The sequence below is a fragment of the Stenotrophomonas sp. TD3 genome (genome assembly GCF_001939825.1).
In the GTDB taxonomy this organism is placed as follows: domain Bacteria; phylum Pseudomonadota; class Gammaproteobacteria; order Xanthomonadales; family Xanthomonadaceae; genus Stenotrophomonas.
The window spans coordinates 1167562-1193056 of the sequence record NZ_MOYM01000001.1 but is presented as its reverse complement, the minus strand read 5'-3'; the positions used below and the strand labels follow the sequence as shown (position 1 = coordinate 1193056).

General features: G+C 64.5%; 24 protein-coding genes. 16 read left to right on the top strand and 8 right to left on the bottom strand.

The genetic code is table 11. The features are described 5' to 3' along the window. Nucleotides 1–64: 64 nt before the first annotated feature. The 10 genes from BKE09_RS05610 to BKE09_RS05570 all read left to right on the top strand — a co-directional run bounded on the left by BKE09_RS05610 (nucleotide 65) and on the right by BKE09_RS05570 (nucleotide 11819). Nucleotides 65–4618: an RHS repeat-associated core domain-containing protein gene (locus BKE09_RS05610; RefSeq protein WP_240502879.1), complete on the top strand. Its 4554-nt coding sequence runs from the start codon at nucleotides 65–67 to the stop codon at nucleotides 4616–4618. After that, nucleotides 4608–5006, top strand: a complete 399-nt coding sequence (locus tag BKE09_RS05605; RefSeq protein WP_075675111.1) for a hypothetical protein — start codon at nucleotides 4608–4610, stop codon at nucleotides 5004–5006. Before BKE09_RS05610 ends, BKE09_RS05605 begins: the two co-directional genes overlap by 11 nt. A 112-nt stretch (nucleotides 5007–5118) precedes the next feature. Beyond that, nucleotides 5119–5322, top strand: coding sequence for a hypothetical protein (locus BKE09_RS23195; protein WP_139319621.1), 204 nt, complete (start codon nucleotides 5119–5121; stop codon nucleotides 5320–5322). 61 nt (nucleotides 5323–5383) lie between these two features. Further along, nucleotides 5384–6199 (top strand): RHS repeat-associated core domain-containing protein, encoded by an 816-nt coding sequence (locus BKE09_RS05600; RefSeq protein WP_170871730.1) that lies wholly within the window; start codon nucleotides 5384–5386, stop codon nucleotides 6197–6199. Then, a complete protein-coding gene (locus BKE09_RS05595) occupies nucleotides 6189–6581 on the top strand; it encodes a hypothetical protein (RefSeq protein WP_139319620.1) in 393 nt (130 codons plus the stop codon). The genes BKE09_RS05600 and BKE09_RS05595 overlap by 11 nt, the downstream gene beginning before the upstream one ends. A gap of 232 nt (nucleotides 6582–6813) precedes the next feature. Next, complete coding sequence (locus BKE09_RS05590; protein WP_170871729.1) at nucleotides 6814–7359, top strand: Imm57 family immunity protein; 546 nt, start codon at nucleotides 6814–6816, stop codon at nucleotides 7357–7359. 511 nt (nucleotides 7360–7870) lie between these two features. Then, on the top strand, nucleotides 7871–8767 hold the full coding sequence (locus BKE09_RS05585) for a TIM barrel protein (RefSeq protein ID WP_075675107.1): 897 nt from the start codon (nucleotides 7871–7873) through the stop codon (nucleotides 8765–8767). A 27-nt stretch (nucleotides 8768–8794) separates the two neighbouring features. Further along, on the top strand, nucleotides 8795–10480 hold the full coding sequence (locus BKE09_RS05580) for a GMC family oxidoreductase (RefSeq protein WP_075675106.1): 1686 nt from the start codon (nucleotides 8795–8797) through the stop codon (nucleotides 10478–10480). Beyond that, complete coding sequence (locus tag BKE09_RS05575) at nucleotides 10480–11061, top strand: gluconate 2-dehydrogenase subunit 3 family protein (RefSeq protein WP_075675105.1); 582 nt, start codon at nucleotides 10480–10482, stop codon at nucleotides 11059–11061. Before BKE09_RS05580 ends, BKE09_RS05575 begins: the two co-directional genes overlap by 1 nt. Nucleotides 11062–11075: 14 nt before the next feature. Then, on the top strand, nucleotides 11076–11819 hold the full coding sequence (locus BKE09_RS05570; RefSeq protein ID WP_240502878.1) for a DUF1080 domain-containing protein: 744 nt from the start codon (nucleotides 11076–11078) through the stop codon (nucleotides 11817–11819). 30 nt (nucleotides 11820–11849) lie between these two features. Here BKE09_RS05570 and BKE09_RS05565 read toward each other — a convergent pair whose 3' ends face one another. Genes BKE09_RS05565 through BKE09_RS05545 form a run of 5 tightly spaced genes read right to left on the bottom strand, consistent with a single transcriptional unit; the run spans nucleotide 11850 to nucleotide 16483 of the window. Continuing rightward, entirely contained in the window at nucleotides 11850–12146 is a 297-nt protein-coding gene (locus BKE09_RS05565; protein WP_075675104.1) for a cytochrome c, read from the bottom strand. Nucleotides 12147–12165: 19 nt separating this feature from the next. Next, the gene (locus BKE09_RS05560) at nucleotides 12166–13029 is read right to left on the bottom strand and encodes a sugar phosphate isomerase/epimerase (protein WP_075675103.1); all 864 of its coding nucleotides are present in this window, start codon (nucleotides 13027–13029) and stop codon (nucleotides 12166–12168) included. A 19-nt stretch (nucleotides 13030–13048) separates the two neighbouring features. Beyond that, nucleotides 13049–14173, bottom strand: coding sequence for a Gfo/Idh/MocA family oxidoreductase (locus BKE09_RS05555; protein ID WP_075675102.1), 1125 nt, complete (start codon nucleotides 14171–14173; stop codon nucleotides 13049–13051). 12 nt (nucleotides 14174–14185) lie between these two features. After that, on the bottom strand, nucleotides 14186–15403 hold the full coding sequence (locus BKE09_RS05550; protein ID WP_075675101.1) for a nucleoside permease: 1218 nt from the start codon (nucleotides 15401–15403) through the stop codon (nucleotides 14186–14188). 27 nt (nucleotides 15404–15430) lie between these two features. Then, nucleotides 15431–16483: a sugar phosphate isomerase/epimerase family protein gene (locus BKE09_RS05545; RefSeq protein ID WP_075675100.1), complete on the bottom strand. Its 1053-nt coding sequence runs from the start codon at nucleotides 16481–16483 to the stop codon at nucleotides 15431–15433. Nucleotides 16484–16578: 95 nt separating this feature from the next. Between BKE09_RS05545 and BKE09_RS05540 the strand changes: the two genes are divergently transcribed. The 4 genes from BKE09_RS05540 (at nucleotide 16579) to BKE09_RS05525 (ending at nucleotide 21833) form a co-directional block, all read left to right on the top strand. Continuing rightward, nucleotides 16579–17586 carry a LacI family DNA-binding transcriptional regulator gene (locus BKE09_RS05540; protein ID WP_075675099.1) on the top strand — a complete coding sequence of 336 codons (1008 nt, stop codon included), beginning with the start codon at nucleotides 16579–16581 and terminating at the stop codon, nucleotides 17584–17586. A 147-nt stretch (nucleotides 17587–17733) separates the two neighbouring features. Then, complete coding sequence (locus tag BKE09_RS05535) at nucleotides 17734–18786, top strand: sensor domain-containing diguanylate cyclase (protein ID WP_075675098.1); 1053 nt, start codon at nucleotides 17734–17736, stop codon at nucleotides 18784–18786. Nucleotides 18787–18902: 116 nt separating this feature from the next. Further along, nucleotides 18903–19928, top strand: coding sequence for an AI-2E family transporter (locus tag BKE09_RS05530; RefSeq protein WP_075675097.1), 1026 nt, complete (start codon nucleotides 18903–18905; stop codon nucleotides 19926–19928). Between the two features lie 162 nt (nucleotides 19929–20090). Next, complete coding sequence (locus tag BKE09_RS05525) at nucleotides 20091–21833, top strand: GGDEF domain-containing protein (RefSeq protein WP_075675096.1); 1743 nt, start codon at nucleotides 20091–20093, stop codon at nucleotides 21831–21833. Between the two features lie 9 nt (nucleotides 21834–21842). Here BKE09_RS05525 and BKE09_RS05520 read toward each other — a convergent pair whose 3' ends face one another. Continuing rightward, entirely contained in the window at nucleotides 21843–22349 is a 507-nt protein-coding gene (locus BKE09_RS05520; protein WP_075675095.1) for a PaaI family thioesterase, read from the bottom strand. Nucleotides 22350–22385: 36 nt separating this feature from the next. After that, entirely contained in the window at nucleotides 22386–22823 is a 438-nt protein-coding gene (locus BKE09_RS05515) for a hypothetical protein (RefSeq protein ID WP_075675094.1), read from the bottom strand. Nucleotides 22824–23105: 282 nt separating this feature from the next. On the opposite strand from BKE09_RS05515, the gene BKE09_RS05510 reads away from it, so the two are divergent. Both BKE09_RS05510 and BKE09_RS05505 read left to right on the top strand, forming a co-directional pair. Further along, the gene (locus BKE09_RS05510) at nucleotides 23106–23543 is read left to right on the top strand and encodes a hypothetical protein (RefSeq protein WP_075675093.1); all 438 of its coding nucleotides are present in this window, start codon (nucleotides 23106–23108) and stop codon (nucleotides 23541–23543) included. Nucleotides 23544–23557: 14 nt separating this feature from the next. Beyond that, complete coding sequence (locus BKE09_RS05505) at nucleotides 23558–24061, top strand: GNAT family N-acetyltransferase (protein ID WP_075675092.1); 504 nt, start codon at nucleotides 23558–23560, stop codon at nucleotides 24059–24061. Between the two features lie 19 nt (nucleotides 24062–24080). On the opposite strand, the gene BKE09_RS05500 is transcribed toward BKE09_RS05505, so the two are convergent. Then, nucleotides 24081–25475: a DUF2867 domain-containing protein gene (locus tag BKE09_RS05500; protein ID WP_075675091.1), complete on the bottom strand. Its 1395-nt coding sequence runs from the start codon at nucleotides 25473–25475 to the stop codon at nucleotides 24081–24083. Nucleotides 25476–25495: the final 20 nt, after the last annotated feature.

Here is a 25495-nt window from a genome sequence, read left to right as displayed (position 1 = left end):
ACTGATGTCGGATGGAATCCTTTGGTCGGACTTGCCAGTTGTCTTTCACATGGAGTGTGTACCAATGGCATTTGCAATGCCCCTGCGCAGCCACAAGGCTGCCGCCATTCTCTCCTTCTGCCTAGCATTAGGCAGTACATCGACTGCAAGTGCAGCCACCTACTACGGCCCTCCCTACACGGTTCAGTCGTTTCGCGGCGTTGGCTCGTTTGAGAGCATAGGTGCGGCGGTCAACTTCTTGGTTGGGAAGATCCAAGCCCCTTGCCAACAGGACCCCAAGTGCACCAAGCCGCCCGTTGTCACGGTGCGATACGGCACCGACGGCTGGGCTGCGACGATCTACGTTAATGGAAGTGTTAGTGACAACGTTTTTGCTTCCGAGATATTGATTGGACAGCCCCAGAAGAATTTCGGCGGGTGCCAGAAGCGTTGTTCGGCTGGGCTTGGCTCCGCTACCGATGGAACTGGGGCTCGAGGTGCTGCTGACAGTGCTTCAAAGGCCAATGCCCGTGATCCAGGAAGCCCGTTTGAGGGTGATCCGATCAATACCTCCACTGGCAACTTCTATCGGCAGGAAACGGACTTCGAGTCTCCGTCAGGCCTGATGTTCCGGCGGTTCTACAACAGTTCTGCTCGTGCCCCGGGTTCTTCTTTGGGGCGTCAGTGGCGCCATCTTTTTGATCGGCGACTCGAAGTGCTTGCACCCACCACGGGAGCGGCCGGAGACCGCACGTTCATTCGTGCCATTCGGCCGGATGGCAGTTCAGAGCTGTTCACTCGAGCCCCAAGCGGCTGGATCGTCGATGCCGATGTCGCAGACGTGCTCGTCGATCGAGAGGCGGGCACCGGCTACGCATTGCAGTTGGCGGCCAACCGCCAAACCGAAGTCTACGATGCAACAGGCTTGTTGAAGGAGGTCTATGACTCTGCAGGCAGGAAGCTTCTGTCCTTGCAGTATTCAGACGCAACCACGCCGGCAGATGTGGCGCCAGTCGCTGGGCTCCTGTTGACCGTTGGCGACGTCAGCGGGCGGACCTTGAGCTTCAAGTATGATGCCTCATCGCGATTGACCACGATGATGTTGCCAGACGGTGCATCGCAAACGTTTGGCTACAACCCCGCAGGACAGCTTGCCTCGGTGACCTATCCGGACGCCACAAGCAAGGGCTACATCTACAACGAAACAGCCAACAGCCCCACTGTCTCAGGTACGTCCTTCCTCACAGGGATTGTGGATGAGAAAGGCGTTCGTTACGAGACCGTTAAATTCGACTACAACCATCGCGCCTATCACGCAGAGTTCGCTGGCGGAGTTGATACCACAACCTTGGACTACGCCGCTTCCACCTGGAAGGGAACGCTGCCAGTAACTGTCAAGGGGCCACTCGGAGCAACTTCCAAGTTGGGCTTCGTGGATACAGGAAAGGGGCGTTTGATGCCCGCAGGCGGTTCGGCCGCCTGTGGTGACCAATGCAACCAACCCTACAAGGCCATGACCTATGACGTGAACGGCTACCCGGCGTCGGTCACGGACTTCAAGGGAATCACTACAAGGACCACGTACACGGCAGACGGGCTGCTGGCCGAACAGATTGACGCCGTCGACACCCCGCAGCAGCGCACCACGACGACCACGTGGGATAGCGCACTGCGTTTGCCTCTGAGTCGGGTGGTAAAGAACTCTGCGGGCGTGGCCGTTTCCAGCAGTTCATGGAAGTACAACGCGTTGGGCCTGGAGGTCGCGCGGTGCGAGGTGGATCCTGCCAATTCGGCTGCGGTCGGGTATGCGTGCGGAGCTGCAACCGATGCACCCGCTGGGGTTCGTCAATGGACCACCGCCTACTGCTCGGCGGTGGATGCCACCCAATGCCCGCAAGTCAGTCTTGTCCTTGCCGAAGACGGGCCGCGATCCGATGTTCAGGACGTTACCAGGTACAGCTACTACCTGACCGCGGATGAGTCGGGTTGCGGCGTTCTCGGGGGCTCCTGCCACCGCGCTGGTGACCTTCAGTCCGAGACCAATGCTCTCGGTCAAGTGACGACACGGCTGGCCTACGACCGAAATGGGCGTGTCAGCCGCCTTCGAGACGCGACCGGTACGATCCATGATTTTGGCTATTCCACTCGAGGCAAGCTTACCTCGATAACCGAGCGGAACAGTGTGGACGGAGCTGCGTCCACCAACGATCGAGTGACCTCCCTTTCCTATGATGCGACAGGTAATGTCGCATCGGTTGTTGACCCCGATGGAGTATCCCTCAGCTACACCTACGATGATGCGCACCGTCTCGTCCAGATCAATGACGGGGCCGGGAACCACATTCGCTACACCCTCGATGTGGCAGGCAATCGCACCAAAGAGGAGGTGTTCGACGCAGGTGGTGGACTGAAGCGTTCGCTCTCTCGCGTTTACAACAAGTTGGGGCAACTGGTGTCCCAGAAGACGGCAGCGGGGAATTCAACCGACTTTACTTATGACCTGGCGAACAACGTCCAGCTCATCACCGATGCCCTGAAGCGAAAGACGCAGTTTGACTACGATCCCTATGGAAGGCCCAGCAGGGTGCTTCAGGACGTTTCCGGGATGGCGGTCGAGACGCGATACGAGTATGACGTCGAAGGCCGGACCACCAAGGTTGTCGATCCCAAAGGCCTGGCGACCAATTACGGCTATTCAGGGCTGGGCGACTTGTTGAGCCGCCAGAGTCCCGACACGGGCGCAACCACTGCCAGTTACAACAGTGCAGGGCAGCCGGCGAAGCAGGTTGACGCCAATGGCACGGCTAGCAGCTACACATACGATGCCCTGGGGCGCGTGGTGCGCAAGGTTTATGGGAACGAAGCGATTGTTGCGTCATACGTGTATGACCAAGTCGAGGACATCTGCTCAGCTGGTGAGTCGTTTGCAAGCGGGCGCCTCTCATCCTTGCAGGATGACGGCGCTAAAACCCAGTATTGCTACGATCGCTCCGGCAATGTGACGCGCAAGGTGCAGACGTCATCGGGGCAGAGCGTAGGCGTCAGCTATGCCTACACCAATGCTGGCCGACTTCGTTCTGTCACCTATCCTGACGGAACGGTGGCGGACTACAAGCGAGATGCAGCCGGCACGGTCACCGAGATCGGCGTGGCTCGACCGGGTGCTGCTCGTGTCGTGTTGCTTTCCAGTGCAAAGCGCCATCCCTTCGGCCCATCTGCGGGCTGGGCCTACGGCAACGGGCGTACGTTGGCGCGAGACGTCGACCAGGATTACCGTCCGTCGGCGTTGATCGGCAGTGGCTCGGGAGCACTGAATGCAGCCTTCTCGTTCAGTACTGTGGGCGAGTTGACTGGCCTCACCTCCGGAGGGACTGGGGCAACGTCCGTATCGCTGACCTACGACGCCTTGAGCCGATTGACTGCCTTCAAGGATGCGGCCACTGGCTCGATCATCGACAGCTACTCCTACGACGCCACGGGCAATCGCACGTCTGCGAAGGTCAATGGAGCTGAGCAGGCCTATGCCTATCCCTCAGACAGTCATCGCCTGCAAAGCGTCGCGGGGGCGTCGCGTGCCTACGATGCAGTCGGCAACACGCTTTCGATCCAAGGCGTGGAGCGCGAGTTTGCTTACAACGCAATGGGGCGTTTGAGTGCGGTGAAGCGAAGCGGCACGGTTGCTGCGGAATACCATTACAACGATCTTGGTCAGCAGATTTCCCGGAAGGCCGGAGGTGCTTCAGCCCTGAATCTCTACGATGAGCGCGGGCAATGGCTGGGGGAATACGACCAGGCGGGTATTGCGCGTCAGCAGGTGATCTGGTTGGACAACCTGCCTGTCGGATTGCTGAAGGGTAGCGCGCTCTACTACGTTCAGCCGGATCATTTGGGCACCCCTCGCGTTGTCGTTGACCCAGCCCGTGACGTCGCAGTTTGGACTTGGGATCTGAAGGGGGAAGCGTTCGGTGCGACGGCACCCAACGAGGATCCGGACCAGGATGGCACGCTTTTTGAGTTCGCGATGCGCTTCCCTGGGCAGCGATATGATGGTGTGTCTGGTCTCAACCAGAACTACTACCGTGACTACGATCCCGCCAGTGGCCGCTTCGTGACGTCAGACCCGCTCGGATTGCAGGGGGGAATCAGCACCTACGGCTACGTGAAGGGCAACCCGCTCGCATCAGTTGACCCCGATGGGATGCAGGCAATTCCTTTACTGCCCCCGCCCCCCGTGGTCACGGGCGCCCCGGGTGCCGCTGGGACGTACAATGGGGGTGACCTCAGCAATCCGAACGGCAATTGGGATTTTGGTCCAAAGATCAACAGCGATAGCCTTAGGAATGCCCTTAAGGCGGGTGAGATGTTGGGAGTTGGGCCGAACGGTATTCTGAATCCGCTTAGCCCAGCGTCGCAGATGGCTGTTGCATTGATCAAATCTGCGTGTGCCGACGGGGATGACGACGACTTCGTTGCTGACTGCCAAAGCCATATCCAAGGCTGTAAGACTACCTGCACGCGCGCTGGTGGAGACTTCAGGCAGCCTGGGGTGTGGGGGGGGAGCTTCGCACGCTGTATGATCGGCTGCGTTCCCAATAGGTGCGAGAAGTTGATCAAACAAGGCGATTTGAATGGATATTGAAGGAATCACGGCCCTAATTGATTCTGGCGACGATGCTGGTGCTCTTGGGCACCTTCTGGCTCTTGTTGAGAGGGAGCCGGCGGCTGAGGGCGCGTGGCTATTCCTGGTAGGGATAGGCTTTCGGACGAATGATCCTCATTTAACGTTGAGGGCATTTCGGGCGCTGGAGGTATTTCGCCCTCGCGATGCCTTTGTTGCTTCTGGTCTTGTGGATTGCTTACTTCAGTTGAAGCAATACGAAGAGGCACGGCGCGTCATTAATGCTTTTGCGGAGGTCGCGCAGGCTGGGAATGCGGTGCATGAGACTGTGCTGAAGGAACACCGCAAGGCGCTGGCGTTCATCGATGATAGGGTCTCGGAGAATATCAAAGGCTCGGATGGGTCCTGAACGTCGGCGCTGCATCAATTTTCAGGGAATGGGCAGCAGTCCATCCGCATGCCGGTGAAGCGCTTCGATCGTCTATCCGTCCGACAGTCACCGCCTGGAAAGCGTCGGGGGCGTGTCGCGTGCCTACGATGCGGCTGGCAACACGCTTTCGATCCAGGGCGTGGAACGCGAGTTTGCTTACAACGCAATGGAGCGCTTGAGTGCGGTGAAGCGAAACGGTACGGTTGCTGCGGAATATCATTACAACGATCTTGGCCAGCAGATAACCCGCAAGGCTGGAGGTGCTTCAGCACGGAGTCTCTACGCTCTACGATGAGCGTGGGCAATGGCTGGGGGAATACGACCAGGCGGGTATTGCGCGTCAGCAGGTGATCTGGTTGGACAACCTGCCTGTCGGATTGCTGAAGGGTAGCGCGCTCTACTACGTTCCGCCGGATCATCTGGGCACCCCTCGCGTTGTCGTTGACCCAGCCCATGACGTCGCAGTTTGGACTTGGGATCTGAAGGGGGAAGCGTTCGGTGCGACGGCACCCAACGAGGATCCGGACCAGGATGGCACGCTTTTTGAGTTCGCGATGCGCTTCCCTGGGCAGCGATACGACGCTGAAAGCGGCCTTCACTACAACGTTCAGCGTGACTACGATCCCGCCAGTGGCCGCTTCGTGACGTCAGACCCGCTCGGATTGCAGGGGGGAATCAGCACCTACGGCTACGTGAAGGGCAACCCGCTCGCATCAGTTGACCCCGATGGGATGCAGGCAATTCCTTTACTGCCCCCGCCCCCCGTGGTCACGGGCGCCCCGGGTGCCGTTGGGGCGTACAATGGGGGCGACCTCAGCAATCCGAACGGCAATTGGGATTTTGGTCCAAAGATCAACGGCGATAGCTTTAGGAATGCTCTTAAGGCGGGTGAGATGCTGGGGGTTGGTCCGAACGGTATTCTGAATCCCAATAGCCCAGCGTCGCAGATGGCTGTTGCATTGATCAGATCTGCATGTGCCGACGGAGATGACGATGACTTCATTGCTGATTGCCAAAGCCATATTCAGGGCTGTAAGACTACCTGCACGCGCGCTAAGGGTGATTTCGATCAGCCGGGCGTCTGGGGTGGGAACTTGGCGCGCTGCATGCTTGGGTGCGTTCCCTATCGGTGTCAGAAGTTAATGAAGCAGAGCGATCTTGATGGATATTAATGAAATTACCAAGATGCTTGAGGCGGGTGACGACAATGGCGCGCGTTACCACCTTTTGAATCTTGTAAAGCGCGAGCCTGCTTGTGACGCCGCGTGGTTGTTTCTTGTTGGGATTGGGTTTCGGAGCGATGATACTGAGTTGTCCCTGTGGGCACTTCGTGGGCTTGAGAAGCTTCGTCCTCACGATGTGTTGGTCGCGTCTGGATTGGTGGATTGCTTGCTTCGGTTGGAGCGATACGAGGAAGTTAAGGAGGTCATTCATGCCTTCTCTAAGGTTGCTCGTCCTGGAATGCCCGCTCACGACACGGTCCTTGAAGAGCACCGCAAGGCACTCCAGTTCATCAACAATAGCGTTGAGGCTGCAGGTGACGAAGACGAATAGCTGAAGCGTTCGCTAATCGCGAAGCCTTGGATTGATCGATTACTTTCGCTCGACGTCACGAGCTCTACGCCTTGGTTAGGTTGCTCTCCGAGCCGTGCCTGGCTGGCAGCGTTGTCTTCGATGAGTTTCTCAAGTTTTTGCGCGAGAGTGCTGTTCTTGATTCGCCCCCGAGCAGGAGTGGAGAGTTAAGATGTGTCAGTTTGCGCGCCTTTCCGACGTTTCTGGTGAGTCGATGAAAACCACCGCACTGATTTCGTGCTTCGTCTTTTGTGCTCAATTTGGGTCCTCGCTAGCCGCCCGTCCGCTGTCAGAGAGACTCGCGGCGGACATTGAGATGGCCGAACACTCTATTCTTGCCTCGCTGGTGGTGCACAAAAGTTCCGAGAGCAAGTCACTGTGCTCTCAGACGCCATATGCTTGTGCAGGAGCAGACGGTGCTGAGCTTGGTCTCGCCTTGATAGGGGGCAGCAGGAGTGCTGCCGCTCCTCTGCACTTGGTTGAACTGTCGCGATTCCGTATGGATGGAGCGCTTTCAGAGGACTACAAGTGCTACCTCGCTGCGCAGGGCAATTCAGTGGTTCAGGCCGCGTCGAAGCTGGATGCGAAGAAGCTGGCAGGGCAATGCATGTCCGAATTTGCTGCTTTCAAGCGTCGGGCCGGCCCTGCAAAGTTCGACGTGGCGCCCGAGAACATTTGCAGCTCAGTGGCGGACATCCAGGGTTCCCTGCGTGAAGTTGTCCGACTAGCTAATGCAGGTGGTGACTGTGACGGCGTCTGAGTCGGTCATCGGAAAAAGCTGATGCGTACGCGTTTCGCGAAGCCTTGGCTTGGTTGACTACTGTCGCTCGCCGTCGCGAGCTATGCAGTTCTGCAATCCGCCGTCTCCGAGGCAGGGCTGGGCCCTGGCGGCGGGGTGCACCCGGATGCAGAACGAAGACATCCAGGAACTGGTTGATATGGTTCGTGAGCCTACGAACGCCCAGTGATCATTCAATGCTTCCGAGAATAGGGCCAATGCATAGGCTCGGGGCGTTGAAGAAGTACTGATTTTGTTCGCTCGCTTGAGCAAAAAACCAGTAGATTTCATCTCAGGCGACTGATTTGGTTAGAAAAGAAAGCCCCGCCAATGCGGGGCTTTTCTTTCTGCGCGATGTCGTTGGCATTGTGCTCCGCAGCATCAGTTTTCGTGCGCCGCGACTTGCAAACAGACAATTTCCTCCCCTATGGTGCAATCGATTGCATTGCTGTGAATCGTTGCGTTTGATACCGGTTGGGAGGCCGGTAGGTGGATGTCCATCCATTCGATCAGACCGGCCCCGGCGATGGGGCTCACGCGGCGTGATGCGCTGCGCATGGCGGTTGCGGGAGGCGTAGCCCTGGGTATTGCGGGAGCGTTGCCTGCATTCGCCGCCACTGCACCGCTGAAGGGCAACCTGCAACACTCCGTGGCCCGCTGGACCTTCCCGCAGCTGTCGGTCGCCCAGCTCTGCACGACGGTGAAGGACATCGGCTTCGCCGCCATCGACCTGGTCGGCCCGGAAGACTGGCCCACGCTGAAGGCGAATGGCGTCTACAGCTCGATGTGCAATGGCGCGGAGCTGGGCCTGACCAAGGGCTTTGCCGGCCGCGAATTCCACGACCAGCTGGTGGAGCGCTACACGCGGCACATCGACCTGGTGGCTGATGCCGGCTACCGCAACCTGATCTGCTTCTCCGGCAATCGCAACGGCATGGACCCGCAGGACGGCATGGCCAATGCCGAGGCGGGCCTCAAGCGCATCCTCGGGCATGCCGAGAAGCGCGGCGTCGTGCTGGTGATGGAGCTGCTGAACTCCAGGGTCGATCACCACGACTACCTGTGCGATCACTCCGCCTGGGGCGTGGAGCTGTGCCAGCGGCTCGGCTCGGACAACTTCGGCCTGCTGTACGACATCTACCACATGCAGATCATGGAGGGCGACATCATCGCCACCATCGGCAAGCATCACGCCTGCTTCAAGCACTACCACACCGCAGGCGTGCCGGGCCGGAACGAGATAGGAGACCAGCAGGAGCTCCACTATCCGGCCATCTGTCGCGCGATCCGCGACACCGGTTTCAAGGGGTATCTGGCGCAGGAGTTCACGCCTGCAGCGCCCGATCCCGTTGCCTCATTGCGCGAGGCGATCCGCCTCTGCGACGTCTGAAACGATATCCACCCAGGTGAGAAACCCATGGCAGATAATCACTACGACGCCATTGTTGTTGGCTCGGGAATCAGTGGCGGTTGGGCAGCGAAGGAGCTGACCGAGAAGGGCCTGAAGGTCCTGATGCTGGAACGCGGGCGCAACATCGAGCACGTCAAGGACTACGTCAACGCGATGAAGGAGGCGTGGGATTTCCCGCATCGCAACCGGCCAACGCAGGCGATGAAGGCCGCCTTCCCGGTGCTGATGCGCGACTACGGCCTGGCCGAGAACCTGGAAGGGATGTGGGCCAACGAGCAGGAGTCGCCCTACATCGAGACCAAGCGCTTCGACTGGTTCCGTGGCTACCACGTCGGCGGCCGCTCGCTGCTGTGGGGGCGGCAGAGTTATCGCTTCTCCGATCTGGATTTCGAGGCGAACCTCAAGGACGGACTCGCGACCGACTGGCCGATCCGCTACGCCGACATCGCGCCGTGGTACGACTACGTGGAAAGGTTCGCCGGCATCGCCGGCACGCGCGAAGGGCTGGACGTGTTGCCGGATGGTGAGTTCCTGCCGCCGATCCCGTTGAACATCGTTGAGAAGGATGTAGCGGCGCGGATCAAGAAGGCCTTCGGCGGAACCCGCCACATGATCCACTCGCGCACCGCCAACATCACCCAGCCGATGCCCGAGCAGGGGCGCGTCAACTGCCAGTACCGCAACAAATGCATCCTGGGTTGCCCCTTCGGTGCCTATTTCTCGACCCAGGCGGCGACATTGCCAGCGGCAATGAAGACCGGCAACCTGACCTTGCGGCCGTTCTCGATCGTCAAGGAAGTGCTCTACGACAAGGACCGCAAGCGTGCGCGCGGGGTGGAGGTGATCGACGCCGAGACCGGGCAGACCTACCAGTACACCGCCAAGGTCATCTTCCTCAATGCATCGTCGTTCAATTCGACCTGGCTGCTGATGAACTCGGCCACCGATGTGTGGGAGGGCGGGCTGGGCTCCTCGTCGGGTGAGCTCGGGCACAACGTGATGGACCATCACTTCGGTGCGGGCGCCTCGGGCCGGGTCGAGGGCTACGAAGACAAGTACTACTTCGGCCGCCGTCCCTGCGGCTTCTACATCCCGCGTTTCCGCAACGTCGCGGCCGACAAGCGCGGCTATCTGCGCGGGTTCGGTTACCAGGGCGGTGCCAGCCGCACCGGCTGGTCGCGCGAGATCGCCGAGCTGAACATCGGTGCCGATCTGAAGGAGGCGCTGACCGTGCCTGGTGACTGGCGCATCGGCATGACCGGGTTCGGTGAAATGCTGCCGCACCATGACAACACGATCCGCCTGGACCGCGACCGCAAGGACAAGTGGGGGCTGCCGGTGCTGGCGATGGACGTTGCCATGCGCGCCAACGAACTGGCGATGCGCAAGGACATGGCCGCCGATGCCGCCGAGATGCTGGAGGCGGCCGGCGTCAAGGACGTGAAGATGCACGACAACGATTACGCCCCGGGCAAGGGCATCCACGAAATGGGGACCGCGCGCATGGGACGTGACCGGAAGAACTCGGTATTGAATGCGCACAACCAGGTCTGGGATGCACCCAATGTCTATGTGACCGACGGTGCCTGCATGACCTCCAGCGCCTGCGTGAATCCTTCGCTGACCTACATGGCGCTGACCGCGCGCGCGGCCGACCACGCGGTACGCGAACTGAAAGCGGGGAACCTCTGATGGATCGCCGCGAACTGCTGAAGATGATCGTCGCTGCTACCGGCGCGGCCATGGTCGGCCTGCCTGCGCTCGCGCAGGGAAAGGCCGCTGCCGCACCGGTGAAGGCCCTGTTCTCCGACGCCGATGTCGGCACGCTGGACGAGATCGCCGAGACCATCCTGCCGCGGACCCGGACACCAGGGGCGAAAGACGCGGGCGCTGGTCTGTTCATGGCGACCTTCGTCAGCGACTGCTACACCGCCCGGCAGCAGGCGACGTTCCGCGCGGGGCTGGGCGACATCGACAGACGCGCCGGCGGCCGCTTCGTGTCGCTCACGCCGGAAGCCCGAACCGAATTGCTGCGCACGCTGGATGCGGAAGCAAAAGCAAAATCACACACGGCCGAGGTCACCGAGACCGGTGCGCCTGAAGAGGGCGAGGCGATGCCGCACTACTTCACGATGCTCAAGCAGTTGGCCATCTTTGGCTTCTTCACCTCGAAGGTCGGCGCGACCGGGGTGCTGCAGTACGTCGCCGTGCCGGGACGTTACGACGGTGACCTCGCCTATGTTCCCGGCACGCCGGCGTGGGGGACCAGCTGATGGAGCGCAACAGAATGATCAAGCCGGTGCTGATCGCGGCCACCGTGCTGGCCGCTGCACCCGTGTTCGCGCAGAGCGGTGCCGATGCCGCGCGCGATCCGAAGAAGACCGAGGTGTGGACGCCGGTGCCCGCGACCGTGGCTACGCCGCAGGGCAAGGCCCCATCCGATGCAATCGTGCTGTTCGATGGCAAGGATGTTTCCGCGTGGGAGTCGGAGCAGGGCGGTCGCGTGCCCTGGAAGGTTGCCGATGGCGCGATGACCGTCGTGCCCGGCAGCAAGGGCATTCGCACCCGGCAACGCTTCTGCGACGTCCAGCTGCATGTGGAGTGGCGCACGCCCACCGACACGAAGGGCTTCGACGGCCAGAACCGGGGCAACAGCGGCATCTTCCTGCAGGAGCTGTATGAGCTGCAGGTGCTCGACAGCTACAACAACCCGACCTATGCCAATGGCCAGGCGGGCTCGATCTACAAGCAGGCCATGCCGTTGGTGAACGCCTCACGCGCACCGGGCCAGTGGCAGGCCTACGACATCCTCTGGAAGGCGCCGCGCTTCGCAGCGGGCGGTGGGCTTGTGTCGCCCGCGCGCATCACGGTGCTGCACAACGGCGTGCTGGTGCAGGACGACACGGTGCTGGCGGGCAAGACCGAGTACATCGGCGCACCGTCGTACGCGCCGCATGGGTGCGCGCCGCTCTATCTGCAGGAACATGACTCCAGGGTCAGCTACCGCAACATCTGGGTGCGCGAGCTGTAGTGGCACATGGCCGGCGTGGTCGCCGGCCGCTTACTTCGCCAGGTAGCTGGCGATGTCATCGATCTCCTGCTGTGACAGCTGGGAGAAGGGCGGCATCAATCCGCCGCCCTTGCTGATCTTTTCCTTGATCTGCGCGGGTGCCATGCGCTTGCCGATGTCGGTGAGCGCCGGGAACGCGCCCGGCATGCCCGCACGATCGGCGCCATGGCAGGCCACGCAGTTCGCGGTGTAGAGCTTTGCACCCGCAGCCGGGTCGTCCTTGCACCAGGCGGCTGTCGCAACGTTCATGCCACCCAGGGCCACCGCTATTGCCAGGATCATTCTCATGTGGGGCATCCTTGATGCGTCAGCGCCGCGCACGGGCGGGCTCGTTGGTGGTCAGGTGTTCACGCAGATAGTCCGCACCGGTCTGGATGACCTTGGCCGGATCGCGTGGTTGGTCGTGCTCGATGATGTACCAATGCACGCCGGCGGCTGCCGCAGCAGGCAGGATCGCGTTCCAGTCCAGCACGCCCTGGCCCACCGCAGCGAATCCGCCTTCGTCTTCGGCCTGGCCTTTGGGCGCATTGTCCTTGGCGTGCACCGCGAATACGTGGCCGCGGAACTTTGCCAGCATCACCGCCGGGTCCAGGCCTGCACGCGCGACCCAGGCCAGGTCCAGCTCGGTCTGCAGGTCGGGACCGGCGGCGGCGAACAGCAGCTCCAGTCCGGTCCTGCCATCGACGTCGGCCAGTTCGAAGTCGTGGTTGTGGTAGGCCAGGCGCATGCCCTTGCCGCGCACCTGTTTCGCGATGCGGCCCAGTTCCTGGCCCAGGGCGGTCCAGCCGGCGGCATCGCTCGGGCGATCCTTCTTGTCCAGGTATGGCACCACCAGCGTCGTGTTGCCGATCGACCGGTTGAAGGTCACCACGCCCTCCAGGTTGCTGCGCAGCTCGGCCAGCGGCACATGCGATGAAATCGCCTTGATCGAATACCGGTCCAGCAGCTGCTTCAGTTCCGCGGCACTGACGTTCTGCGTGCCGACGGTTTCCACCGCGTGCACACCGGCATCGTGGACGATCTTCAACTGTTGCTCGAGCGAGCCGGCATCGCGCAAGGTGTACATCTGCACTGCGATCGGCTTCTGCGCGCTGGCGGCTTCGACTGCGAAAGCGGGCAGGGCAGCGAGCAGCAGGACGAGGCTTGCAGTTCCATGGACAAGGGCTTTCATCAACAGATCCTCCCGGGTTTCAACCGATGGCAGTCCAGGCACGCGACCTGGCCGATGCAATGACACGATCGACGATCTGCGCCGAGCGCACGCCGTCCTCGAAGGTGGGCAGGCCCTGCGGCCGCTCGCCCTCGATGGCGCGATAGGTGTCGGCGACGAATGCTTCGAAGCACTGGGCGTAGCCCTGCGCGTGGCCGGCCGGTAACACCGACAGCCGGCGTTGTTCGGCACTGCCGGCGCCCGCCCCGCGCACGAAGATCTCCTCGCGCTGGTCGGGCAGGCCGATCCACAGGCGTTCGGCATCCTCCTGGTTGAAGGCCAGGCTGGCGTTGGCGCCATCGATCTCGAACCAGAGGCGGTTGTGGCGTCCGGCCGAGACCTGGCTGACCGTCAACGACGCCAGCGTGCCGGCGCCGGTCCTGAACATCGCCGCCGCCACGTCCTCGCTCGTTACCGCCTGCTTTGCGCCGCCTGCCGCCGGCGTGCTGAAGCTCTGCCCGCTGACGGCGCTGCGCTCAGCGATCACGGTAGAGAAGGCCGCACTGACCTCGGTGAAGCGCTCGCCGCTGACCCATTCCACCAGGTCGCACCAGTGCGAGCCGATGTCGGCGAACACGCGCGATGCGCCACCCAGTGCCGGATCCACGCGCCAGTTGTTGCTGGCCGGGTCCAGCAGCCAATCCTGCAGGTAACTGCCATGGATCAGGTGCAGCGGCCCGAGATCGCCCTGGGCGATGCGTGCGCGCGCCTCGCGGACCACCGGGTGGTAGCGGTAGACGAAGGGGACCGTGGCAACCAGGCCGGTCGAGGTGGCCAACGCCGCCAGCGCCTGCGCATCGTCCAGCGTGGTTGCCAGCGGTTTCTCGCAGATCACGTGCTTGCCGGCTTCCAACGCCGCCTGCGCCATCGCGCGGTGCAGATGGTTGGGTGTGCACACGTGCACGACCTGCACCTGCGGATCGGCGATCACCTCTTCGATGTCCCGGTAGGCGCGCGGAACATTCCAGAGCTGCGCCATCTCGCGCGCGTTCTGCGCTGACGAAGCGGCGACGCCGCGTACCTCGGCACCGGCGAGCAAGGCCGCGCGGCGGTGCACGGCGCCGATCATGCCGGTGCCGACGATGGCGATTCCAAGCGTTGGCATCGGCTCGAATCCTCAGGGTGTGGAAGATGCGGCGGCCACGGCGGGCCGGTCGCGGAACAGCAACAGGAAGGCGATCAGCACGACCAGCGCGACACCAGCCGGGAACAGCCAGATCTGCTGCCAGTCGCGTCCGGCGGCCGTGGTGAAGTGCTCCACCACCGCGCCGGACAGGAAGGTGCCGATCAGCATGCCCACGCCGTACGTGGCCAGGGTGATGAAGCCCTGCGCGCTGCTGCGCACGGCGGGGCCGGCATGGGCATCGGTGTAGATCTGGCCGGTAACGAAGAAGAAGTCGTAGCAGATGCCGTGCAGCACGATGCCGATCACCAGCAGCGAGAAGCCGCTACCCGCATCGCCGAAGGCGAACAGGACGTAGCGCACGACCCAGGCGGCCATGCCCACCGCCAGCATGGTCTTCACCCCCAGCCGCACGAACAGGAACGGCATGGCCAGCATCAGCAGCACTTCGGAGACCTGGCCCAGCGACTGCAGGCCTGCGGCGCCGCGCACGCCCAGGTCGTTGAGATACGGATTGGTGAAGTTGTAGTAGAACGACAGCGGGATGCAGATGGCGATGGACGCCAGGAAGAACACCAGGTAGGCGCGCGACTTCAGCAGCCGCAACGAATCCAGCCCAAGGATCTGCCCCAGCCCGGCATCGCGCTGTCGGGCCAGTGGCGGCGTGTGCGGCAGCGTGAACGCATACAGGCCCAGCACCAGCGATGCCAGCGCGGCCATGCGGAAGGTCAGTTCAAGCCGATGCGCCTGCTCCCAGCCCAGCCAGCCGATCAGCACGCCTGCGACGATCCAGCCGATGCTGCCGGCCACGCGTACCAGCGGGAACTGTTTCTCGGGCGACTGCATGTGGCGCATGGCTACGCTGTTGGCCAGCGCCAGCGTCGGCATGAACAGCAGCATGTAGCCCATCACGCAGGCCGAGAACACGCTGAAGCTGGTGGCGGTGGACGCCAGCCACATCAACACCGCGCCGGCCAGGTGCAGCACCGCGAGGATGCGCTGCGCCGCGAAGTAGCGATCGGCGATCAGGCCGACCAGGAACGGCGCCACGATGGCGCCGATGGACTGGCTGAGGAACGCCGTGGCCACCTGGCTCGCGCTGGCCTGCAGCGGGCCCTGCACCAGATAGGTTCCGAGGGTGACGAACCACGCTCCCCAGATGAAGAACTGCAGAAACATCATCGCGCCCAGGCGCGACATGGCGTGCGTCATGGCTTGCCCTCCCGGGGCGGTCTTGGCTCAGATTCCCAGCATGCGGTGCAGTGATCCGGCGTCCGTGCCGCTGTCGGCAAAGTCGTCGAAGGCGCGTTCGGTCACGCGGATGATGTGGTCGCGGATGAAGGCGGCACCCTCGCGCGCGCCGTCCTCGGGGTGCTTCAGGCAGCACTCCCATTCCAGTACCGCCCAGCCGGGGAAGTCGTACTGCGCGAACTTCGAGAAGATCGCCTTGAAGTCGATCTGGCCGTCACCGGGTGAACGGAACCGGCCCGGACGGTCGATCCAGTCCTGGTAGCCGCCATACACGCCGCTGCGCGCGCTGGGGCGATACTCCGCGTCCTTGACGTGGAAGATGCCGATGCGCGCGTGGTAGCGGTCGATGAAACCCAGGTAATCCATCTGCTGCAGCAGCAGGTGGCTGGGGTCGTACAGGATCTTCGCGCGGGGATGGTGATCGACCACATCGAGGAAGCGTTCGAAGGTCGCGCCGTCGTGCAGGTCCTCGCCCGGGTGGATCTCGAAGCACAGGTCCACGCCGCAGGCATCGAACGCATCCAGGATCGGGCGCCAGCGGCGGCCAAGCTCGGCGAAGGCTTCCTCCACCAGTCCCGGTGGGCGCTGCGGCCAGGGATAGAAGTAGGGCCAGGCCAATGCGCCGGAGAACGTGGCATGCGCGGTCAGTCCCAGGCGCTGGCTGGCTTTGGCGGCCAGCCGCAGCTGCTCCACCGCCCAGGCCTGGCGGGCGGCCGGATCACCGCGTTCGTCCGGCGGCGCGAATCCGTCGAACAGGCTGTCGTAGGCGGGATGGACGGCAACCAGCTGCCCCTGCAGGTGGGTCGACAGTTCGGTGATCTGCAGGCCGTGCCCGGCCAGCATGCCGGCGACGTCGTCGCAGTACGCCTGGCTGCGCGCCGCCTCGGCCAGATCGAACAGGTGGGGCGCGCTGGTGGGGACTTGTACGCCAGAATAGCCCAGACCCGCGGCCCATCCGGCCAGCGTGTCCAGCCGATCAAAAGGAGCTGTGTCGTCGATGAACTGCGCCAGGAACAGCGCTGGACCCTTGAGCGTCTTCAACGTGATTCGCCCTCGATGCAATCGATTGCATTATCCTAGCAGGGGCTCACGCAGGACCTGTTGTGCACTGCACAGCGGACAGGAGGACTAACGCCATGGCCACCATCTACGACATCGCAAAGCACGTCGGCGTCTCCGCGGGCACGGTGTCGCGTGCGCTTTCCCGGCCGGACAAGGTCCTGCCCGCCACCCGCGCACGCATCGAGCAGGCCGCCGCCGCCCTCGGCTACGTGCCCAACACGGTGGCCCGCACGCTCAAGACCCAGCGCAGCGGCAAGATCCTGGTCACCGTCCCGGACATCGCCAATCCGTTCTTCGCGCAGATCCTGCAGGGCGCGGAGGAGGCGGCGCAGGCGGTCGGCTATGCGGTCCTGCTGGGCGATACCCAGCATCAACCCGACCGCGAGGAGCGCTACGCGCAGATGCTCCGGCGCAACGAGGCCGACGGCATGATCGTGCTGGGCCATCGCCTGCCACCGACCGCGCGCGAGATCGTCGAGCAGCGCGGCGCCGCCGCACCGGTGGTCAACGGCTGCGAGTTCGACCCCGCGCTGGGCATTCCCAGCGTCCACATCGACAACGCCGCCGCCGCCCGCGCGGTGATGGAGCATCTGTACGGGCTGGGACACGAACGGATCGCCGTGGTCGGCGGACCGCCTGACAACCCCCTGCACCAGCAACGGCTGGAAGGGGTCCGGGCCGCCGGCAAGGCGCGTGGTCGCCTGCGCCAGCTGAGCATCGTGCCGGGCGACTTTTCCGTGGAGTCCGGGCATGCGGCGGCGAGGGCGCTGCTGGACGGCGCGCCCGCACCGACCGCGGTGTTCTGCTTCAGTGACCAGATGGCACTGGGTACCCTGGCCGCTTGCCGGGATCTGGGCATCCGCGTACCCGACGAGCTGTCCGTCGTCGGCTTCGACGATCTGGCGTCCTCCCGTTACCTCACGCCGCCGTTGACGACCATCCGGCAGCCGATGCGGGAGATTGGTGAACGTGCGGTCAACCTGCTGCTCGCCATCATCGAGCATGTCGATGTGCCGCTTCAGCAGACGCTGGAGTTCAGCTTCATGCTGCGTGGTTCGACGGCTGCGCCCCGGGCTGGGTGAACGCGGGGTGCGGCAGCGGGAGCGTGGCAGCCGGCCCGCGCGACGTGCCACGACCTTGATCCCGAATTGACGCAAAGCTGTCAGACTCATCGCAGGCAGCCCGGCAAGGGCCTTAGCAGCAGGTGCGATCGCGCAAGGGGGTCGGCAATGCCATTCTTCACCGATTCGGCGGAAGGCGCGGTCGAAGGCATCGGCGCGGCACGTCGCATCGGCTGGATGCGTTTCGTCGGCAATGGTCTGGGCGCGATTCCCATCGCCTCGATCATGTTTGAACGTCAGGACGGCCTGTGGGCCTGGGTGTTGCTGCTGCTCAATGCGTTGGCGTGGCCGGCACTCGCGCTGGTGCTGACCCAGCGCGCCCGCCAGCCTGCACAGGTGCAGTTCCGCTGCATGGTCGCTGATTCCTTCTTCGGCGGCGGCTGGATCGCTTTCATGGCGCTGAGCGCGGTCCCCAGTGCATTGTTCGCCGCGCTGCTGGTCGCCGACAAGATCGCCGCCGGTGGCGTACGCCTGGCGATGCGGGCCACGCTGGCGCTGGTGCTGGGTTTCGCCATCACCTGGTGGGCGCTCGGCTTCCCTTACCAACCCGTTTCCTCGCAGCGCACGATCGTGCTCAGCGTGCCGTTCCTGTTCGTCTACGGCATCGGGTTGAGCATCCTCAGCTGGCAGCTGGCGCGCCGGGTCAAATCGCAGAACCGGCAGCTGCAGCGGCTGAGCCGGATGGATCCGCTGGTGGAACTGGCCAACCGCGGCTTCCTGATCCTGCGTGCGCAGCAGGTGCTGGACCGGGCGCAGGGGCAGGGCGGACTGGCCTGCCTGCTGATGCTCGATGTGGATGATTTCAAGCGCATCAATGATTCGCTTGGCCATCGCGCGGGCGACGAGGTACTGCGGCATATCGCTGCAACATTGCGCACGTTTTCGCGGCCCGGTGATACCCCGGCGCGGCTGGGGGGCGATGAGTTCGTGGTACTGCTGCACGACTGCGCACCCGTCGATGCGATGCACGTGGCCGAGCGGGTGCGTCTGCATCTGCTCGAGGCCGCGCGCCAGATCACCCCGGGCGTGGAGTTCAGCGTCAGCATCGGCATTGCCGCCACGCCGCGGGGGGGCAGTGTCGAGGACTGGCTGGCACTGGCCGACCGCGCGCTCTACCACGCCAAGCGGCAGGGCAAGAATACGGCCAGTTACGGCGAGTGAGTGGATGGGGAGGCGGCAGGGCCGCAACGGCATGAGAGCGTAACGCCCGTTCAGCCTGCACGCCGAATCGGCGGGTCAATCCTCTACCATGGGCCACCCCGCCCGGACGCGCTCCCATGCAAGACGCCCTTGTTGCCCAGCCCAAGCCCCCCATCCCAAGGATCGCGGCGTGGCTGATGATGTTGCTGGGCATGTGGCTGGCGCTGAAGCTGGGCCTGGTGGTGACCCTGCTGTCCGGCCTGCTGGTGTTCCAGCTGACCCACGTGCTGGCCTCCACCGTGGAGGGCAAGTTGCCGCCGGGACGGGCGCGGGCGATCGCAGTGATCGTGCTGTCGGCGATCATCATCAGCGGGCTGGTACTGGCCGGCATCGGCGTGGCCTCGTTCTTCCGCAACGAGACCGGCGGCCCGGACGCATTGCTGGCGCGCCTGATGGAGATCCTCAACACCTCGCGGCACCAGGTGCCGGCGCTGCTGCAACCCTACATTCCCGAAGACATGCCAGCGCTGCGCGCGGCGCTGAACGACTGGGCCGCCGAGCATCAGCGCCAGCTGGGCGTGGCCGGGACCTCGGTGGTACAGGTCGGTGTGCGCGTACTGATCGGCATGGTGCTGGGTGCGATGATCGCGTTGTATGACGAACTGCCGCTGCCGAAGATGGGGCCGCTGGCGCAGGAGCTGATCGGGCGCACCAGCCGCCTGGCCACCGCGTTCCGCCAGGTGGTGTTCGCGCAGGTGAAGATCTCGCTGCTCAACACCGTGTTCACCGCCATCTTCCTGCTGGGCGTGCTGCCGTTGTTTGGCGTGCACCTGCCGCTGTCCAAGACCCTGGTGCTGATCACCTTCCTTGCCGGCCTGCTGCCGGTGGTGGGCAACATCATCTCCAACACGATCATCACCATCGTGGCACTGTCGGTCTCGTTCTACGTGGCGGTCGCGGCGCTGCTGTACCTGATCCTGATCCACAAGCTGGAGTATTTCCTCAACGCGCGCATTGTCGGTGGCGAAATCCAGGCGCGTGCCTGGGAACTGCTGCTGGCCATGCTGGTGATGGAGGCGGCCTTCGGCCTGCCGGGCCTGGTCGCCGCGCCGGTGTTCTATGCCTATGTGAAGCGCGAGCTGGTCGACCAGCGCTGGATCTGACGCGGCTGGGCATGACGTAATTGCCCCGTTTCGAGTGTCCGCGCGGCCTTGTCGGTGCGTTCGCGGCGGGCACGGTATACCCACGGCCACGGTTGGCCCGTTAGCGGCTTGGCGCCTGTGTAGCCGGCCGCTACAGTGTTCTGCACTACAGGGGAAATGTGCATGGCCCGCAAGGCGTCGCCCATCGGATTGCGGACCTGGGTCTGGATCCTGGCCGGGCTGTTCGTAGTCTGTACGCTGCCGCTGATGGCCATCGCACTGGTGCAGGGCACGCTGCGCTTCACCGCCGCCGAGGACAACCTGGTCAGCCTGCGCCAGCTGCGGCAGACCTTCGACCTGGCCAACCTGGTGTCGGCCGAGCGCGGCCCCGCCAACAGCCTGCTGGGGGCCAACCCGGTCGATGCGGCCGAGCAGGCCCACCTGGCCGCACAGCTGGCGGTTGCGCGCCAGCGGGTCGACACCGCCCTGCTGCAGCTGGACACCGTGTTCAAGGCCGATCCGGGCGTGGTCGACGAGCATGCGCTGCTGGCCGACGCGCAACGTCGCCTGCAGTCGGCGCGGGCCGCGGTGGACCGGGTGGCGGCGCAGCCGCACGATGCGCGCCGGGTGGAGGACGTGGAGCGCGCGATCAGCAGCATGTTCGCCGTGGTCGATCGCCTGCACGTGCTGACCTCGGCGCAGATCAACGTGCTGGTCAGCGCCGACCGCGAAGCGGCGATTCCAGCGATGCAGGGCCAGGTGCTGATCGACCTGCGCGAGCATGGCGGCCGCCTGGCCTCGAACGTGATGGCGCCGGTCGCGGTGCCGGGGGCATGGCGTGACGAACAGGTGCGGGCGGCATTGCAGACCGAAGGCCGCCTGCTGGAGCTATGGCGGCTGGCAGGCAGCCATGAAGCGGTGTTCCGCAGCGATCCGGCGCTGTCCTGGCATTGGGACATGGCACGCCGGCAGTTCTTCGGCGAATCGCTGCCGATGATCGAACAGTTGATCGAAGATGGCCGGCGCGGCGTGCCACCGCCGTGGACCGCCGCCGAGTTCACCACGCGCTACGTGCCGACCCTGCAGTCGCTGGAAGCGCTGCGCGACGGTTACCTGAGCGTGTCCATCGACCGCTTCGAGCGCACCCGCAACCGCGAAGCGACGCGCCTGGTGGTGCTGGTAGCGACGGTGCTGGGCACGCTGGTGGTGCTTGGCGTGGCGCTGCGCATTGCCCACCTGCAGATCCTGCGGCCACTGCTGCAGGCGCAGAAACAGGTCATCCAGATCGCCTCGGAAGCGCCCGGCCCGGAACAGCATGTGACCCATCCGCTGGCCGAGATGCAGCGCCTGTTCGATGCCATCGAAGTGCTGCGCGAGAAGTCACGCGAGCGCTCGGCGTTGACCAGCGAGCTGCGCCAGCTGGCCGGCACCGATGAACTGACCGGGCTGTTGAACCGGCGCGCGCTGGAAGAGCGGGTGCAGCAGCGGCATGCCGACGGCGGCAACAACGCGGTGGTGATCCTGCTGGACGTCGATCGCTTCAAGACCATCAACGACGGCCATGGGCATGATGCGGGCGACCAGGTGCTGGTACAGGTGGCGCAGCTGCTGCGGCGCCACCTGCGCCGCAGCGACAGCATCGCCCGCTATGGTGGCGAGGAGTTCCTGGTGCTGCTGGCCGACGGCGATCTGGCCGGCGGCCGCCAATTGGCCGAGTCGCTGCGCGTGGCGCTGCGGCAACTGGACATCGCACTGGCCGGTGGCAACGTGCTGCGGGTCACCGCCAGCTTCGGCGTGGCTGCGGGAGGCACCGATGCGCTGGGCTGGCGCACCCTGCTGCGTGCCGCCGATGCGGCCATGTACCAGGCCAAGGCGCAGGGGCGCGACCGCGTGCGTGTGGCCGGCGGCGGCCGTAACACACGGTGACGGCACCCGTCAGCCGATCCGCGCGTGCACCCGCCACAGCGTGCGCGCGATCATCCGGCGCGCGATGGGACGCGGCACCGAAAGCCCTCGCCAGCGCAGCGCACCCACCCGGAACGTGGCGCTGGCAGTAGCCAGCACCTTGCCGTCCGGGTCGGTCAGCCAGCCACGGGTGAAGGCGATGCTGCCCTTGCTGTGCTCGACTTCGCCCCAGCCGATGATCCGCCCGGGCCGCGCCGGGCTGACGAAGCTGGTCTTGGATTCGACCGTGACCGCGATGCGGTTGGCGGGCAGGGTGGCGTAGATCGCCGGCCCCATGCAGTCGTCCAGCATCGCTGACAGGAAACCGCCCTGCACGTTGCCCATCGGGTTGGTGAGCACGGCGCCGGCTTCGAATTCGACCTGGATGCGGCGCAGTGCATCGTCGTAGCCGACGAAGCGCCAGCCGAGCAGGGTGCCGGCCTGGGAAGGTGGCAGATCACCGTTGACCACGCTGTAGAAGATCGATTCGGGATTCATCGTGGAGCCTCGTGGGAGAGGGTAGAGAAAGGGAACTCAGCGCGGTAGCGACAACAGGGCCAGCACGAATCCGATGACCGACAGCAGCACCACCGCGGCGCCAGCAGGCACCGGTGTACGTGCACCGGTGCGTCGCCGCACACCGGAAGCGACCAGGACCGGCGGCAGGGTGGCGACCAGGCAGAACAGCTGGAACGCCAGCAGCTGCGGCAGTGCGAAGTGACCACCGAAGAAGATCAGCCAGGCCAGCATCACGCCGGCGCCGGCCAGCGCGATCCAACCGGCGCCGACCACGCGGATGAGTGCCATCAGCAGCAGCTGCATGCGCGGCTCGATCTGCGCCCACGGCACGCCCACGGCCTGCCCGTGGTAGGGCATGAAGTCGGAGCGCTTCAGGTAGGCCGCAGCAAACAGCGAGACAACGAAGAACACCAACAGGTAGCAGCCGAACGCGAGCCAGGCGAACAGATCCATGTGGAGGCCATGCGGTTGCGGAGGAAAGGCCGCGTTTGTACCGGCAGCCATGCCGGTCGTGCCACGGGGTTGCGCGATTCTCCGGCAGCCCCCTGTTAGCCGGGTGTGGCGTCCGCCAGGGGCGCTTCTCCATCCGCTTTTAACGTCGGTACGGTGCTGTGGCGGGCATCACGCCTGGGTCGTGATTACCATCGCAGGAAAGGGTGAACACCGCGGGCTCCGTTCATTTCCACGGCACATCCGGCCCTCTAGACTGGCCGCATCCATCACCTGGGGGCCACCATGATCCTTCGTCCCATTGTTGCCACAGCACTGCTGGCCGGGCTGTTGGTCGGTTGCGCGTCCACCGCATCGCAGACGGCGGGTGATGCGCCACGGCATCCCTCGATTGCCGCCGACCTGAGCCCGGTGCCGGCCTTCACTGGCGGTGGTGCCGGCTGGCGCATCGAGATCGCCTCCACCGGCAAGGGCAACCACGAGGCCACCCTCAGCACTGACGGCGATACCTGGAAGGGCATGTTGCGCTATCTCGGGCAGCCGGCCGATGCGCCGCGTTCGCTGATCGTACTCAACGGAGCGCTCGGCAAGCAGCCGGCCATCGTCGAGATCAAGCGCGAGTCGTGCCGCAACGCCGAAGGCGTGGACACGCAGGCCAGCGTGCAGGTGACGATGGAAGGGCAGCCGCAGCGACGCGGATGCGGCCATCTGGCGGTGTACTGAGCCTGTGCGCTGCCATGCTTGAGATTCCGACCCTGCACACCGCGCGCCTGCGGCTGCGTCCGCAGCGCCTGGATGACTTCAGCGTCTATGCCGCGTTCCTGGCCTCGCCCCGTGCGAGTGGCATGGGCGGCCCGTTCGGTGAAGTGGCGGCCTGGGGGCAGTTCTGCCACGACCTGGCCAGCTGGCATCTGTTCGGCCATGGCGCGTTGATGATCGAACGCGCCGATACCGGTGCCTGCATCGGCCAGGTGGGGATCAACCATGGCCCGCTGTTCCCGGAAAAGGAACTGGGCTGGTTGCTGTACGACGGCCACGGCGGGCAGGGCTTTGCCACCGAGGCGGCCAGCGCACTGCGCGACTGGGCCTTCGTGGTGGCGCAGCTGCCGACCCTGGTCAGCTACATGGCGCCGGACAATCGGGCATCGCAGGCCGTCGCGCAGCGCCTGGGCGGGGTGCTCGACCCGCAGGCCGTGCGCAGTGATGCCGATGATCTGGTGTACCGCTACAGCGCCGGGTAACGCCGGCCGCTGGCCACCCTCATCCGTGCGCAGGGGGCGCCATCCACGCACCGACGGCAGCCAGTTCCGGAGCCAGCGCATGTTCGACCGCACGCCGCAGCAGTGCCGGTGCAACGTAGTGCCGGTGCGCAGCGTCGATCAGCGCCATGTAGAGGCGGCCGAACGCGTTGCGGGTCTGCACGCGTGAGCCGAGGCTGATCTCGAACTGGCCATCGGTACAGCGCTGCACCCGCACGCTGCTGCGGAAGCGCAGGTGGCGATCATCGGCACCGAGCAGCACTTCGGCACAGGTGTCCTCGGCATCGATGCGCGCATCCAGCACCGGATAGCGGCCGGCGAACAACCGGCTGCGATCGGTCGACAACAGTGACGAGACCGGGCAGCCGAGCGGCGACGTACGCAGCCGCAACGGCGCCACCAGGCGGTTGCGCAGCGCCATCAGGTGGCCTACGCCGGTGGGCGGGTTGCACAGGAAGCCTTCCAGCACATCGGCCAGCAGCGCCGACGCGGCGTGATGGGGGACCTGCGCGCTGTCCAGGCGCAGGGTGGTCTGGTCCTGGTAGTGGCTGTGCGGCAGTGCCGTGGGCAGCAGGCCATCGCTGGCGGCAGCCCGTGCGTGGATGGGATAGGCCGGCGTGGCACGTTCGACGAAGCCACGCAGCGGCCGCAGCGGGATCCGCCGCAGCGGACCGAACAGGGCGCGGGTACGCGCGCACAGATGCGCGCACAGGCTGGGGGGCGCTGCCTGCAGTGACAGCTGCAGCAGCGGCGCCGCCGCGAGGGTGGCGGCCGAAGGCCAGTGCGCTTCCGGCAATACCTCGGTCAGGCTGGGGATATCGGCGGCATTGCGTTGAACCTGTGCACGGGCCTGCTCATCCATCGCCCCGGCCAGCTCATTGCTGTGGCAGGACAACGCGAACAGCGCCGGATGTGCGCGATGGTTCGATGCGAACTGGTGCCAGGTGCCGCCGCCGAAGCGCACGGTGAACAGGCAGTCCGGTGGAATGCGGATGCGCCGCAGCGTGCGTGCGAAGGCCGCGGGATCGCGCGCCAGCTGTGCGTCGGACGCGGTGGCAAAACGCAGTTCGGCGCCGGCGCTGCCGGCGATGGCGGTGAACATGCGCGGCCCTGCATGCCGATGGAAGGGATGGCCGCCGGAGCCGACGGTGAAGCTGTACAGCGAGGAGGCGTCACCCTGCTGCAGGTGCATGCCACCAAGGCGCGCGGAAGGCTCGTCCAGTGCATCGATGAAGGCCGGGTGGTGGCGCTGGCGCTGGCTGGCGTCGGTCACCAGCGCATCACCGGCACCGATGCCGAGCTGCGCGATCAAGGTGACTTCGGTCGGGCTGCCGCCCTCCAGCGCCGGAAGCTGCACCCCTGGAAACGAACGGCGGTCGCGGGTCGAACCAGGCATCGTCATGCTCCTTGGCAGGG